The 14,373-nt window shown below is 59.2% G+C and carries 15 protein-coding genes; 10 read left to right on the forward strand and 5 right to left on the reverse strand.

Annotated features, from left to right (window positions below):
- Position 1: 1 nt before the first annotated feature.
- A complete protein-coding gene (locus ACW9IB_RS01285; protein WP_457411932.1) occupies positions 2 to 1,102 on the reverse strand; it encodes a Gfo/Idh/MocA family protein in 1,101 nt (366 codons plus the stop codon).
- Between the two features lie 363 nt (positions 1,103 to 1,465).
- Between ACW9IB_RS01285 and ACW9IB_RS01290 the strand changes: the two genes are divergently transcribed.
- The 8 genes from ACW9IB_RS01290 to ACW9IB_RS01325 all read left to right on the forward strand — a co-directional run bounded on the left by ACW9IB_RS01290 (position 1,466) and on the right by ACW9IB_RS01325 (position 9,443).
- On the forward strand, positions 1,466 to 2,992 hold the full coding sequence (locus ACW9IB_RS01290; RefSeq protein WP_457411934.1) for a catalase: 1,527 nt from the start codon (positions 1,466 to 1,468) through the stop codon (positions 2,990 to 2,992).
- A 62-nt stretch (positions 2,993 to 3,054) separates the two neighbouring features.
- A complete protein-coding gene (locus ACW9IB_RS01295) occupies positions 3,055 to 3,693 on the forward strand; it encodes an ankyrin repeat domain-containing protein (RefSeq protein ID WP_457411935.1) in 639 nt (212 codons plus the stop codon).
- Positions 3,694 to 4,075: 382 nt separating this feature from the next.
- Positions 4,076 to 4,711: a GNAT family N-acetyltransferase gene (locus ACW9IB_RS01300; RefSeq protein ID WP_457411936.1), complete on the forward strand. Its 636-nt coding sequence runs from the start codon at positions 4,076 to 4,078 to the stop codon at positions 4,709 to 4,711.
- A gap of 58 nt (positions 4,712 to 4,769) precedes the next feature.
- Positions 4,770 to 5,141 (forward strand): hypothetical protein, encoded by a 372-nt coding sequence (locus ACW9IB_RS01305; protein WP_457411937.1) that lies wholly within the window; start codon positions 4,770 to 4,772, stop codon positions 5,139 to 5,141.
- Positions 5,142 to 5,458: 317 nt separating this feature from the next.
- Positions 5,459 to 6,313, forward strand: a complete 855-nt coding sequence (locus tag ACW9IB_RS01310; protein ID WP_457411938.1) for an ABC transporter substrate-binding protein — start codon at positions 5,459 to 5,461, stop codon at positions 6,311 to 6,313.
- Positions 6,314 to 6,386: 73 nt separating this feature from the next.
- Positions 6,387 to 7,895 carry an amino acid ABC transporter permease/ATP-binding protein gene (locus ACW9IB_RS01315; RefSeq protein ID WP_457368211.1) on the forward strand — a complete coding sequence of 503 codons (1,509 nt, stop codon included), beginning with the start codon at positions 6,387 to 6,389 and terminating at the stop codon, positions 7,893 to 7,895.
- Between the two features lie 15 nt (positions 7,896 to 7,910).
- Positions 7,911 to 8,576 carry a GntR family transcriptional regulator gene (locus ACW9IB_RS01320; protein WP_457368212.1) on the forward strand — a complete coding sequence of 222 codons (666 nt, stop codon included), beginning with the start codon at positions 7,911 to 7,913 and terminating at the stop codon, positions 8,574 to 8,576.
- A 15-nt stretch (positions 8,577 to 8,591) separates the two neighbouring features.
- Positions 8,592 to 9,443 (forward strand): urea carboxylase-associated family protein, encoded by an 852-nt coding sequence (locus ACW9IB_RS01325; protein ID WP_457411939.1) that lies wholly within the window; start codon positions 8,592 to 8,594, stop codon positions 9,441 to 9,443.
- Positions 9,444 to 9,477: 34 nt separating this feature from the next.
- Here ACW9IB_RS01325 and ACW9IB_RS01330 read toward each other — a convergent pair whose 3' ends face one another.
- The gene (locus ACW9IB_RS01330) at positions 9,478 to 9,945 is read right to left on the reverse strand and encodes an RNA polymerase sigma factor (protein ID WP_457411941.1); all 468 of its coding nucleotides are present in this window, start codon (positions 9,943 to 9,945) and stop codon (positions 9,478 to 9,480) included.
- Positions 9,942 to 10,985 carry a hypothetical protein gene (locus ACW9IB_RS01335; protein ID WP_457411942.1) on the reverse strand — a complete coding sequence of 348 codons (1,044 nt, stop codon included), beginning with the start codon at positions 10,983 to 10,985 and terminating at the stop codon, positions 9,942 to 9,944. The genes ACW9IB_RS01330 and ACW9IB_RS01335 overlap by 4 nt, the downstream gene beginning before the upstream one ends.
- A gap of 125 nt (positions 10,986 to 11,110) precedes the next feature.
- Between ACW9IB_RS01335 and pdxR the strand changes: the two genes are divergently transcribed.
- Positions 11,111 to 12,544: a MocR-like pyridoxine biosynthesis transcription factor PdxR gene (pdxR, locus tag ACW9IB_RS01340; protein ID WP_457411943.1), complete on the forward strand. Its 1,434-nt coding sequence runs from the start codon at positions 11,111 to 11,113 to the stop codon at positions 12,542 to 12,544.
- Between the two features lie 69 nt (positions 12,545 to 12,613).
- Positions 12,614 to 13,072: a hypothetical protein gene (locus tag ACW9IB_RS01345; RefSeq protein WP_457368217.1), complete on the forward strand. Its 459-nt coding sequence runs from the start codon at positions 12,614 to 12,616 to the stop codon at positions 13,070 to 13,072.
- 34 nt (positions 13,073 to 13,106) lie between these two features.
- Here ACW9IB_RS01345 and ACW9IB_RS01350 read toward each other — a convergent pair whose 3' ends face one another.
- Positions 13,107 to 13,307: a hypothetical protein gene (locus ACW9IB_RS01350; protein ID WP_457368218.1), complete on the reverse strand. Its 201-nt coding sequence runs from the start codon at positions 13,305 to 13,307 to the stop codon at positions 13,107 to 13,109.
- Between the two features lie 14 nt (positions 13,308 to 13,321).
- Positions 13,322 to 14,314: an alpha/beta hydrolase gene (locus ACW9IB_RS01355; RefSeq protein WP_457368219.1), complete on the reverse strand. Its 993-nt coding sequence runs from the start codon at positions 14,312 to 14,314 to the stop codon at positions 13,322 to 13,324.
- Positions 14,315 to 14,373 lie beyond the last annotated feature (59 nt).

Raw genomic sequence — 14,373 nt, forward strand, 5'->3', positions numbered from 1 at the left:
ATCATTCAGTCCCACCGATAGCCGTCCAACGCTCACTCTTCGACGATTGCAGCACCGCTGCGACAATCTGCGCCGAGCGCAGGCCATCGGCAAATGTCGGCAGCCCTTCCCTGAAATGGCCATCGATGGTGGCGTAGGTGTCGCTCACAAAGGCCTCGAAGCAAGCCGCATAGCGTTGGCTATGGCCGACTGGCACGTTATTCGCGCGATGGTGTTCGGCTGAATCCTGGCGCGTGTCATTGGACCGTGATTCGAACCCATCGCGGGTGCCGAGCCACAATGGGTCCGGAGACTCCTGGTCGAACACCAGGCTGCGTTTGGCGCCATCGATTTCGAACCACAATCGGTTCTTCCGCCCTGCTGAAACCTGGCTGATAACCACATTTGCCAGGGTGCCCGAGCCTGTGCGCAGCAGCGCACAGGCAACATCTTCGGTATTCACCGTGCCCAGTGGGCTTGCGGCAGTCGGGCGGTCCTTGATCGTGGTGCGCAGGTCGGCGATCACAGTGGCAAACCGCTCGCCGGTGATCCATTCGACCAGGTCGCACCAGTGTGAACCGATATCGGCAAAGGCCCGCGAAGCCCCGCCCTTGGCCGCGTCGACGCGCCAGTTGTTGTCGAACTGATCCAGCAACCAGCCTTGCAGGTAACTGCCGTGGATCAATTGCAACGGCCCCAGTTCACCTCGTTGGATCAGGGCCCGGGCTTCGCGAACCTCCGGGTGATAGCGGTACACGAACGGTACCGTCGCGACCAGCCCGCGTTCGGTCGCCAGCGCTGCAAGGCGTTCGGCATCGCCGAGGGTGGTCGCCAGTGGCTTCTCGCACACCACATGCTTGCCGGCGAGCAAGGCTGCTTCGGCGGCGGCAAAGTGCGCGGCGTTCGGGGAGCAGATATGCACGACGTCGACAGCCGGATCCGCCATGACTTCTTCGATGGACGCGTAAGCGCAGGTGGCGCCCCATTTTTGCGCCATGTCCCGTGACCGCTCTGGCGACGAGGCCAACACGCCTTGCAAGCGGGCACCGGCCAGGCGTGCAGCGTGCAGGTGGACGCCGCTGATCTTGCCGGTACCGATAATCACAATGGCACGCTGGCCCATAGGCTCTCCCCTTTAACATTATTCAACGGCGTTTTGCGTGGCCTACTAAAGCATATATTTAAAAATAAAACATCGATTGAATCAGGCAGCGGGCACTTCAGTACAATTATGAATAAAAAAGGAATAATGCATTTACAAGGTTATTACTTTATGAAAAATAGGTAGCAAGACAATATCACCTAGATGAAATTTTCTTCGGAAAAACTTGCACCTTCTCTTCTTTCTTATGATGCGCGCCCGCGTGCCTTATAACACCACTATCGTCCTAATTACTGTTTCCTATTGCCAGGATAAATCGAGCGAGATAGCTCGCCGTATAGTTAGCGGTCACTCTTTTTGAATAAACCCAAAAGGAGAACCGCAATGTCTAGAACATTTTCCATGCTGCCACTCTGTGCGTTGATCGCCGGCCTCAGTTCCACGGTGTTCGCCGCTGACAACCTCACGCGTGACTCAGGGGCGCCGGTGGGGGACAACCAGAATTCGCAAACCGCAGGCCCCGAAGGACCTGTGTTGCTTCAAGACAGTCATCTGCTGGAGAAACTGCAACGTTTCGACCGTGAGCGCATCCCCGAGCGCGTGGTACACGCCCGGGGCACCGGCGCGTTCGGTGACTTTCAGGCATCGGCGGACATCAAGAACCTGACCCGCGCCGACGTATTCAACCCCGGAACCAAGACACCGGTTTTCGTGCGTTTCAGTACGGTGATGGGGTATCGCGGCTCGCCGGAACAGGCCCGTGATCCGCGTGGTTTTTCGATCAAGTTCTATACCACCCAAGGCAACTGGGACATGGTCGGGCTGAGTGTCCCGGTATTCTTCATCCGCGACGCCATCAAGTTTCCCGACTTTATCCACTCGAACAAACCCAGTGCAGTCACCGGCGTGCAGGACCCCAACCTGGCGTTCGACTTTTTCGCCCAAACTCCGGAGGCGACCCACATGCTCACTCGCATGTATTCGCTTGAAGGCATGCCCGACTCATACCGGCATATGAACGGCTCGGCGGTACATGCCTTCAAGTTCATCAATGCCCGGGGCGAAGTGCATTACGTCAAGTTCGCCTGGAAGAGCCAACAAGGCGTCCACGGTCTGGAGCCCAAGCAAGTTGCCGAATCCATCGCCAAGGACTGGAACATGATGACCAACGATCTCTACGGGGCGATCAAGCAAGGCGACTATCCGAAGTGGGACCTGTACATCCAGACCCTGACCCCGGGCGAACTCAACAAGTTCGCGTTCAATGCATTGGATGACACCAAGGTCTGGACCGGTGTACCCGAGCAGAAAATCGGCACACTGACCCTGAACAAGGTGCCGGACAATTACTTCGAGTCCACTGAAGAGTCGGCCTTCGCGCCGTCTCGTCTGGTGCCGGGCATCGAAGGTTCCGAAGACCGCATGCTACAGGGACGCTTGTTCTCCTATGCCGATACGCAGATGTATCGCCTGGGCGCCAACTACCAGCAGATTCCGGTCAACCGTCCGGCGGCCCGGGTGAACAACAACTCGCAGGATGGCGCGATGAACACCAGCGGCCGCAGCGGCGAAATCAACTTCGAGCCATCGAGCATTCATGAGATCGCGCAGGACCCGCAATACAAGTACGCCAGCGCTCCGGTCAGTGGCGTGACGCAGCAACTGGCCATTAAACAACCGGCCAACTTTCTGCAGGCCGGTGAGTACTACCGCGCCCTGCCGGTCAAGGAACGGGAGTTCCTGATCGAAGCCTTGAGCGGCGATCTGAATCGCGTGACCAACGAGACCAACAAGTACGCCATGCTTTCGTATTTTTACAAAGCGGACGCGGATTACGGGACTCGCCTGGCCAAAGCGACCCATACCGATTTGAGTCGTATCGAGACCGCCGCCAAGGCGTTTCAGGACTGATCGCAGCGCATGGACAACCCGCCAGGCAAAGCCTGGCGGGTTGCATAAATGGAGACTTTCAAATGACACGTTCACACAACAAGCGCTATGTGGCGACTCTGCTCGTGATCCTGCTATTGGTGGCGGGTTATCGAGCGATACACCTGCTCTTTCCCAATCTGTGGTTGCCGGACTCGGCAACGGCCCTGAAGCTCCCTGACCAGCAGCGAGTCAACCCGCATATCTACGACACCCAATGGTTCGACGCTGCGCGCGCGGGTCGTACCGATATCACCGATGCATTGCTCAACGCCGGTTTTCCGGTCAACTCCCGCACCGGCGCCGGCTACACAGCCTTGGTGCTGGCCACCTATCACGGTGATCTCGAAGAGGTAAACCTGCTGCTCCAGGCTGGCGCCGACCCTTGTATACCCGACAACGGCGGCAATAGCGCGCTGATGGGAGCCTTGTTCAAGGGCGAAATGCAGGTTGCCCAACGCCTGCTGGATCTCTGCCCGGTCGACGCCACCAATGGCAATGGTCAAACCGCACTGTCGTTCGCCGCCCTGTTCGGTCGGCTCGATATCCTCAAGCAACTGGTAGAAAGAGGTGCAGACCCCGAGCATCGTGACAGAAAGGGCAACAGCGCCAGGATGATCGTTCAGTTGCAGGGCAACGATGCCGCCGTTGAAGCCTTGGAAGCCGTGGGTGCACGGCATTGATGCGCGAGCGTCCAAAGGCGAATGATGTATTCATGGTTCAGGCTGTATCAGCCCATTGAAGTTGTTCGCAGGCCAATTTTATCTATACGACCAGAGCAACTCGCCAAGAACAGCACTGAGACACTTCAAATAATCAAAAGCAGTCAGGAAACTTTGAAGTAAGCAAAATAAACAACACCCTTAAATACTTTAACAATGATGGACACCCCATAAAAAACAAAATTGGATATTGACAAAAAACGCCAAAAATAAAATTTTCCGTATTTTAATTATCGACTTTACCGTGCATGAAAAGTCACCCCATACTCGCTCGCCCGATTATGTTCCTTGTTTTAATAAATTCCCTTTGGCACCCCGTTGCCGTATCGATAATGAGGTGTTTATGAAATGGCCCGATCCAGCGCAACTTAACCTGCCCTCCCTCCCCGAGGGATACACCATCGTGCAGCTTTCACGTCCGGACGTTGAAGAGTTGGCTCGCAGGGTGCTCGACTGGCACCCCAACATTCGCCACGGCGACGGCGCCCGCTTCACGCGCGCGGCGTACTACCTCGACTCGGTTTCCCTGAAGCACGAAGTGGAGCGCGACAGTGTCGTTTATGTAGGGCGTGAAGAAGGTGAGTTGGTGTGCATGGTCTGCCTGGAGCGCGACCCGGATACCCAAAACCTTTACGGACGCATCGGTATCGTTGACGCGCGACATCGACGTTCGGGCCTGGGCGTCGTGGTCATGGAACTCATGGAGCAAGCAGCCCTTTTGCAAGGCATGGCCAGCATCCATACCTATGCCACCCTGAATGACAGTGCCGTTCAGCACCTGTTGGAGCGTGTGGGCTTTTGCCCGGTCGGCATCGTGCTCGGGCGTGACCGCGAGTTCATTCCGGGCAGCAACGAGATCGTGCGTGTGCCCGAAGTGCTGTACATCAAATACCTGCCGCACCAGGAGCGTGATCTCACGCCGTCTCCCGAAAACATGACGCCAAGGGTGCAACGCTTGTGGCAGTCGATGAGTCAGTGAACCTTTTTTCGCCATCCATTACACCCACCCAGTGCAGACACTATCCGGAGATAGCGCCATGTCGCCTTACACACTTCTGCTCGCGACCGTCCTCAACGTTAACAAGGAACTCCCGGTACAGGCCGGCTTGACCCTGGAGGCCTGCACTGCCGCGGCGATGCAGGCCCTGCAAGAACACAGCAACTATGCCAAGTGCCGACCCGCGCAACCCGAAAAACCTATCGTTTTCTTGAAGTTACCCAGCGGCACAATTGTTCGGATGAAGCGTGAGCACGGCGGTTACTTTCTAGCGCCCGGGCACTCCGTCGCCGATCAGGACTTTGTGGCGACAGCATTGGGCAAGCCTTCGAGCGGAGTCCACAGCAGAGTGCATGGTCCGGAAAAAATGTTGAAAGGCACCAAGCTCGAAGCGGCTGTGGCGACGGAATGAGCCATCAAGCCCCGTCGCACATTTGACTTCACAGACAACCATCAGACCGTGCTGCATGGAAGTACACGTCTGATAGCGGCTCCTGCCCGCCTTGCATCCCCTCGGTAACAGCCCTCCCCCACACGCCCCACGATGTTGCATTCGGTAACGAATCGCGCCGCATCAGTGCTATCGCACGGCCTAAAACCGCGCTCCCAAGAACAAAAACCACTCAAATCGAGCTCTATTTTCGTAGTTGGCACGATACCCGCTAATACACAAATACAAGATTGTTGAACAATCTGGCATTCATAACGCACTTAACCGAGGGTACGAACATGCAAACAGGTCTGTCGAACACGAAAACCCTGCGTAACCTGGCACTCACGGTCACGCTGGCCTGCGTGGCACCGCTGGTGTCTGCTGCAGAGACCAAAGGCACGCTCAAGGCGGGTGAGTTGTCGGTCGGTTCCGACCTGACCTACCCGCCCTACACCTACCTCGAGGACAAGCAGCCCGCCGGCTTCGATCCGGAGTTCATGCAGTTGATCGGCAAACAATTGCACCTGGCGCCACGCTTTCTCGACACCCGCTTTGCCAACCTGATCCTGGGCGTGAATGCCCAACGCTTCGATGTGGTCGCGTCGGCGCTGTATGTCACCCCGGAACGCGCCAAGCAGGTGGATTTCGTCAGCTACCTGAAGACCGGTTCTTCGTTGATGGTACTCAGCGCCAGCGATTTCAGGCCGCAGCAGCCCGAAGACCTGTGCGGCAAGCGCGTCGGCTCGATCAAGGGCGCATCCTGGGTGCCCAAGCTCAACAAGGTGTCCGCCGAGTACTGCCTGCCCGCGGGCAAACCGGCGATCGAGTCGCGCGAATTCCCGACCTCGCCGGAAGCGGCGCAGGCCTTGTTGGCCAAAGCCGTGGATGTGCAGATGGAAGATCCCGCCGTCGCCAAGATCACCGTCGAAAAACTGCAAGGCAAAACCGTCATCAGTTCCCGCGAGCTGATCTATCCGGTGGTTATCGGGCTGGCGGTACGCAAAGGCAACCAGGCGCTGCTGGATGAACTGAACACCGCCCTCGGCCAGATCAAGCAGGACGGCAGCTACAAGGCGCTGCTCGCCCGCTACAACCTCGACGAACCGAGTGCCGACGATGTGAATGCAGCATTGGGCACTACCGCCCCCTGAGCCCCGGATCCCATAGCGGATTCATCGATGCTTTCCGCCCGGCGGAAAAATCCCAGCAATGCGGAGTCAGTACATGCAATTCGATTGGCATTACACCTTGGGCCTGTTGTGGAACGGCGATTTCTGGCGAGCCGTCGCCACCGTGGTCGAACTGAGCCTGGAAACCTGGCTGCTGGGGATCGTCTTCGGCTTTCTCCTGGCCCTGGCGCGACAGTCGCAGCGACGCTGGCTGCGGGACACGGCGGGCCTCTACATCTGGTTTTTCCGCAGCCTGCCGCTGCTGGTTCTGTTGATCTTCGTCTACAACCTGCCCCAGGTGTTTCCGTCCACCAGCGCCCTGCTGTCCAATCCGTACTCGGCGGGACTGATCGCGTTGGTACTCAGCGAAGCGGCGTACATCGCCGAGATTCATCGCGGCGGCCTGCTGGCAGTGGCCAAGGGACAACTGGAAGCGGGCAAGGCCCTGGGCATCGGGTATCGCGGCGTGCAACGCTTGATCGTGGTACCGCAGGCGCTGCGCGTCGCCCTCCCCACCCTGGCCAACGAATACATCACCATCGTCAAGCTCACCTCGCTGGTCTCGGTGATTTCCCTGTCGGAAATTCTGCTGGTGGGCCAACAGCTCTATACCCAGAACTTCCTGGTCATGGAGACGATGTTCGCGGTGGCCTTCTACTATGTGTTCATCGTCACCGTGTTCAGTCGACTGTTGCGCCTGCTGGAGAACCACCTGGACGTGACACGCCGCAAGCCCAAGCGCATCGCCACGGCGGAACTGGCGCAGGTGGCGACCACCCGTGCCGCCGGCCAGTCCGAACCCGGCGAGTTTGCCTTGCAGGCGCAAGGGGTGCGCAAGGCCTATGGCGAGCTGGAAGTCCTCAAGGGGGTCGAGTTGAACGTGCGCTGGGGCGAAGTGGTGTCGATCATCGGTCCGTCGGGTTCGGGCAAGACCACGCTGATTCGCACCATGAACGGCCTGGAGAGCCTGGATCATGGGCAAATCACCCTGCAAGGCCAACCGTTCCTGCGCGGCACCAAAACCCCGGAAGGTGCATTGGGTAACACCGTGCATATGCAGGGCATCGTGCACGTCGGCATGGTGTTCCAGGGGTTCAATCTGTTCCCGCACAAGACAGCGCTGGAAAACGTCATGCTCGCGCCGGTCTATCACGGCCATGGCGGCGGTGAAGAGCTGCGCTTGCTGAGCCTGGCGTTGCTGCGCAAGGTCGGCATGCTCGAACATGCCGGTAAATACCCGCACCAGTTGTCGGGCGGGCAACAACAGCGCGTGGCAATCGCCCGGGCACTGGCAATGCGACCTTCGGTGATGCTGTTCGACGAGCCGACCTCGGCCCTCGACCCGGAACTGGTCGGCGATGTACTGGCGGTGATCGAGGAACTGGCGCGTGAAGGCATGACCATGGTGATCGTCACCCACGAAATGAACTTCGCCTTCAAGCTCTCTGATCGGGTGGTGTTCATGGAAGGCGGCGAAATTATCCAGAACGCCGCACCACGGGAGATGCTGGAGCAGCGCAGCGAGCGCATGACCCGGTTTCTCAAAGACGTACAACTGGCCTGAACAAGAGGACACACGGTGAGCCCACCCAAGGAAAAAAGCCTGTCGCTGTCGGATCAGGTCGCCATCGAGTTGCGCGAAGACATCATCGGCGGGCGCCTTTTGCCGGGCATGCCGCTGGTGGAGAGCGAGCTGGTCAATGCCTACAACGCCTCGCGCAATACCGTGCGCGAAGCCTTGCACCAACTGGGCCGTGAAGGCCTGACCAGCTACGTGCGCAACAAAGGCGTGATGGTGCGCCGTCTGGGCATCGACGACGTGCGCGATATCTTCAACGTGCGCCGCACCCTGGAGTTGCAAGCCATCGCCATGAGCAAGCCGCTGCGCGAATACCAGTCCGACCTGATGCTGGAGGCCATCGAGGCGGCCCAATTGGCCCAGGACCGCGAGAACTGGCAAGCCTTCGGCACCCACAGCCTGCGCTTTCATCAGCACATCGTCGGCCTGATGCGCAGCCCGCTATTTGACGAATTCTTCACCCATGTCGCGGCCCAGCTGCGCCTGGTGTTCTCCAACGCCCCCAGCGAAGAAACCTTCCAGAAACCCTGGCTCGAACGGGACCGGCAGATTCACGACCTGTTGGGCGAAGGCCACAAGAAAGCTGCCGAGGAAGCCATGACCAGCTACCTCAACGACTCCGAACTCGTGCTGCTGGACATTCTCGGCAGCATGCCAAAACACTGAACAAGAGGACTCCCCATGTACAAAGACTATCCAGCGGCGTACCAGGTCAGCAAAGGCGCTGCACTGCAGGTCGACAAGCCCTTTTATGATCGCGTGCGCGAAGCCCGGGAACAGCGCACCCTGATCGAGCAGTTCGAAGTGCCGATCCGTACCGGCCGCGCCTGGAAAGTGCCCGCCGGCCATGTGTTTCGCGTGACCACACCGGTGGGGCCGCAGGTCGGCGACTTCAACGTGTGGAACGCCAACGATCCACGGGAGCGCATGTGGGCCTCACGCACCCGTCAATTGCAGGGCGCTCACGTCAGCACCTACGACCGCCTGTGGTCGAACCTGCCGTTTCTGCGGCCGATGGTCACCATCACCGACGACAGCCTGGCCGACTACGGCATCGACGAACACGGCGGCCGCCTGCACGACTTGCTCGGTACCCGCTGCGATCCTTACGTGAACAAGATGCTTACCGGTGAAGACTTTCACCATCACTGCCACTCCAACCTGACCCGCGCCGTATTGCCCCACGGCCTGACCGAGTTCGATGTGCATGACGTGCTGAACATCTTCCAGTGCACCGGCCTCAATCACGACGACATGTACTTCATGAAGGCGTGTCCGGCAAAACAAGGCGACTACCTGGAATTCTTCGCTGAAATCGATCTGCTGTGCGCCCTCTCCACCTGCCCGGGTGGCGACCTGTCGCTGCCGATGTGGGGCCCCGATGCCGAAGACCCGCTGAAAGTCTGCCGCCCGCTGGGCGTGGAAATCTACCGGCTCAACGAGGCGTTGCTGGAGGGCTGGAAACAACCTGAGCGTGCCAGTTACAACGGCAACCACGGTCTGTTGATTCCCAAAGCGGCGTGGGAAAAGTAACACCTGACTGAATCGGCCAGGGATGGCGCCAGGGTCAAGGATGAGGGGCCGTGTTGAACACCGGCTCCAACCTGGCCAACGGCCGCGCAACACTGCGATGTGCCTGCGCACACTGCCTGATCACCTCAAGCGGTTTGGTCCCCATGATGTACGCCACATCCGAAGCGCTGAAGCCTTCGACATGGGAGAGCAGGAACGCTTCGCGCTGTTCCGCCGGCAAGCGCGCCACCGCCTGTAGCAGCCGAGTATGCGTGCAGGCAACACCGGTCATGCGCAGCACGCGCGGCGTGTGCTGACAGCGTTGCAGCCGGTGCAACTCGTTGCGCCAGATGTGATGCAGCGCGCAGAACATCCAGGCACAAGGCGATCGATCTCCAGCGGCAGGATGCAGCCCCTTTTGCACCCGTCGACAGGCCAGTTCAACCAGCCGCTGCGCAATGTCAACGTCCCCGGACAACCGCCACGCGTGGGCCCAGAGCCGCGCAAGCATCTCCTGGGTCATTTCAGGCGCAAGCCCGTCATGCCGGACAGAATGGCCAGTGCGATCAATGCACTGAATACGGCACCGGCCCACCAAAGGCGGTTTGCCGTGCGGGTGTTCACGGCATGGGCCAGCAGTACGACGCGCAAGCCCGAAAACAAATGGGTCAACACAAAAAACACACCCAGCGCATAGTGCGGGACAAGGCGAATGTTCCATGGGTCTTTCACAAGGCCTGTCGGTGCGCCGGTCGCGAACGCCCAGTCGGTGGGAATATCCAGGAAGGTGCGGGCGAACACGAAGACCGAGTTCATATGTCCCAGGATAAACACCGACAGGAACACACCGGAGGCCAGCTGGAAAATCCGGTAGCGGTCCTGGGACGTTTCACTCCAGGTCCAGACCAGCTTCAAACCGCTGACAATCTGAAACAGCATGACCATCACCAGGATCGGTTCGACGATCTTCGCCCGGTACACCGTGCGACCTATATCCATGACGGCAGCATGGGCGTCCGGGCCGATCAGGCCAAACAGATGGTTGAACACATGGAACAACACATACAGCGCAGCGATTGAACCCGCGATGCCGTGAGCGACCCGCAGGGAAGCCGATGGGGTCGCGCGAGGCGCAATGGATTCGCGCCCTGCTTGCGCTGCCCAGAAGCCCAGCACCAACCAGGCCGGCGTCCACAGCCAGGTATCCGGAAGCTTGCTGCCGGCCATGTAGGTGAGTACGCCAAAGAATACATAGGTGGTGGGCGCCGTCATGGCCATCAGCGCAAACCGCCGCGCGCGTGTGATGCCGGCGGCGCGGCTTTGACGGCTGGCCAACAGCAGGCAAACCAGCGGCACTGCAAAGGCGATCACCAGCAACAGTGCGGCCAGGCCAAGTCGGCCGATCGATGCGGTGGCCGGTGTCACGGCCCAATGGAACCCGTCGAGTATCCACGGATAAACCGCTGCGCTCACAGCGGCGACCCAAATGACCCTTTGCGTCTCCAGCGATTGCACCGGCCTGCTCTCGGCGGTGACACCGTCCTGCCCAACAAGGCTGCTCATCGTGCGTCTCCCGTCAGCGCTCAACGCGCCTCATCTTGAAAAGTGCAGGCACGCTACCGTTTTTATGACATATCCTACAGGTACAAAAATCGTGAATTTGATTGGGACATAGCATGCGCAAAAATATGATCCGGAAAACCGGCGACCTACCGATGTTCCGGCAGATCTACCAGCGCTTTCGCGAGTCCATCAAAGAAGGCAAGCTCAAGGCCGGTGATCGCGTTCCCTCCATCCGCGCGCTGGCCTCCAACCTGAATGTGGCGCCGGGCACGGTCGAAGCGGCTTATCAGATGTTGATCAACGAGGGTTATTTCCTCTCGCGCGGGCCGGCGGGGACCATCGTCTCGCCGTTGATAAAACCCACCGGGCCCGCCCCACAGACGCCCTCGGCACCCTCCCCGCAACCCCGGATGATCCATGACGGTTCGCTTCCACTTCCCCTCCAGATGGGGCTGCCGGCGTTGGATGCCTTTCCAATGGCGCAGTGGAATCGTCTGGCCGCCCATGTGCTGCGGCATTCACAGCTGGAGGGCATGATTTACCCCGATGCCCGTGGTCATCCTCTGTTGCAGCGGGCAGTTGCCCGCTACCTGGGGGTGTCCCGGGGCATCACCTGCGCACCGGAGCAGGTGTTTATCGTGGCCGGTTACCGTGCCTGTCTTGATTTGATCTGCCGCAGCCTGTTGAACCAGAACGACCAATGCTGGGTGGAAGATCCCGGCTATTTCGCAGCCACCCGTTTCCTCAGCGAAGCCGGTGCCGAGCTGGTACCGGTGCCGGTGGATGTCGAAGGTCTGCGGGTAAGCGATGCCATCGAGCGTGCGCCGAATGCACGTTTTGCCGTCGTAACGCCCACTCACCAAAGTCCGCTGTGTGTGCACCTGTCCATGCCACGCCGCCAGGCCCTGCTGGAATGGGCCAATCAGCGCAAAAGCTGGGTGATCGAGGATGACTACGACAGCGAGTACCGCTACCAGGGCCGCATCCTGCCGGCCCTGAAAAGCCTCGATGAAGGCAACCGCGTCCTGTATTGCGGCACCTTCAGCAAAGTCCTCCTGCCCTCCTTGCGACTGGCCTACCTGGTGGTACCGAAACCCTTGATCGCGCGCTTCGCGCAGGTGGCGGACACGATGCACAGTCACTGCCCTCACCTGTGGCAAGTGACCACCGCCCAGTTCATCTATGACGGGCATTTCGGGCGTCATCTCAAGCGCATGCGCGAGCTGTATGCACAACGCCGCGACTTTATGATCGAAGCCATTGGCGCCGCATTCGGCCCCGAGTGGTCGGTGGATCATCAGGTCGGCGGCATGCACCTGGTATTACGTCATGCCGGGGAATTCGACGATCAACAAGCGGCCGCACTCGCCAAAAGTGCTGGGCTGAGTGTTCAGCCGTTGTCGGCATGGTATGTGTCTAGTGCACCTCGAAAGGCGTTGCTATTGGGCTTTACCAATGTGAAAGACCGTGAGCAGGCAACTCGTTTGGCCCAGCAACTTTATTCGGCAGTGATGAATAGCGCGGCTGGCAATAATACCAATTCCACGGCTTCCAGGTAGTCCATTTGTATTTGCTTGGGCAGCGTATTAGCGTTGGCCAATTCGGTTCAAATACCCCTGAGACTCAGCATGAAACTTTCACCTGCGGGACAACTTCCCCCTGCCATCAACACTCAAGCTAATCCCCTGCCTGCCGAGTCGGTCAGCGACAACGCGCTGGCCGAAGCGCCACCGCCCTTGTCTGTGCGCATCAATATTTCGAAAGAGGCGCGCGAAAAACTTGAAGCCGAAAAGTACGCCGATATTGATAAGGCACCGCTGCCGGACGACATCAAGGAAGTGCTGAAAACCATTCGAAAGTTGCAGGAAAAGATCGCCAAGGTCAGTGACGAACTTGCCAGTGTGATGAGCAATACCAGCCTTTCCGAAGACGAGCGCAAACGCAAACAACAAACCCTGAGCGCCGAACTGCAAAGTTTGCAGGGCGCCTTGAGCGATACGACCAGCGCGCTGAACAACGCCATGAGCCAGCACACTATGACCGGGGAGTCGCGACGTTTGGCGAAAAGTCTGATCGGTCTGAAATAGTCATCCAAACAATGCCATCGGCGAGCCTCGAGGGTCATGGCATGGCGCGGCTTTTTCCGCGAAATACCTCCAAGGCCACAATCACCGCCACCTGCCACGCCGCGCCCACGGCAAAACCTTGCCAGAACGCGCTGTCCACCGTCAGGCCGAGCAGAACCGACGCCATGATCGATAACAGGATTTCAGCCCGACGGCTCGCGGTCGTGCCAATGGGCTTGCTGTTCTTCATGCTCATGACGCCACCGCTCTCTACCGCACGACGGCTTGCGCGCCATGTGCCTCAAACCAATCCGCAACGTGGCCAACGGTACGGTCGACCACGTCCGGTTGTTCGTAATACTGGAAGTGATGGGTACCGTTCTCCCAGATCAGTTTTTTAGCGGCGGCGGGAATCGAGTCGAAATGACGGCGGGCGGCGGCCGGGTTCATGCAGGTATCCGAATGCACCACCAATGCCGGTTTTTTCAGCCGCGCAACGCCGGGTACGGTGGTGTACGCAAAATGGTCCAGGTCGCTCATGATGGCGTAGCGGTTTTCCCAGCCCTTGAGCGTCCAGGGACCGTACCAGCTCCAGACCAGCGGCCCCGGCAAGCCGGCATTCGAACCGAGCACAGGGTCGCCCAGCTCCGGGTTGACCAAGGGTTGATAGATGACTTCCCCGGTGGCGTCGTAGCGCGCCTTGGCCGCCCGTGCACGTTCCAGGCGCGCGGCGAGCAAGGCCTCCAGTTGTTCGGTGGTGGGCGCCGTGGCAGCGTCGAAAGGGTTTTCGCTGACGCCTGCGGCCAGCATGAACAGGTCGGTTTCACGGTCACGGTAATAACCGGTGACTGAAGCGACTGCCGTCACCCGTTCCTCATAAGAGGCGATATCCAGCATCTCGGGGCCACCCTGACAGATCCCCAGCAGGAACACACGCGTACGGTCGATATCGGGCCGGGCCAGCAAGGCATCGAGCGCGGCCACCACGTCCTGGTTTTTCATGCTCGGGTTTTCCAGCCGTCGCGGCATGCCGCCGCTTTCACCCACGGTACGCGGGTCGAAGGCCAGGGCCGCATAACCTTCGTCGGCCAGCCGAGTGGCGTACTGAGTGGGCGCCTGCTCCTTGGAGAATGAATACGGCCCCAGTACCACCACAACGGGAAACGGCCCTGCACCTTTGGGCCGATAAAGCACGCCGACAACAGCGTCGCCATGGGAATCGAAGGTGATTTTTTCTGCGATGTAATTACCGTGTTTGGACATATTCGCGCCTCCAGCGTCGTGAGTTTGCCGAGCTTATGGGATACTCACTGACGCGAATA

This window comes from Pseudomonas sp. SDO524_S393 (assembly GCF_054071875.1).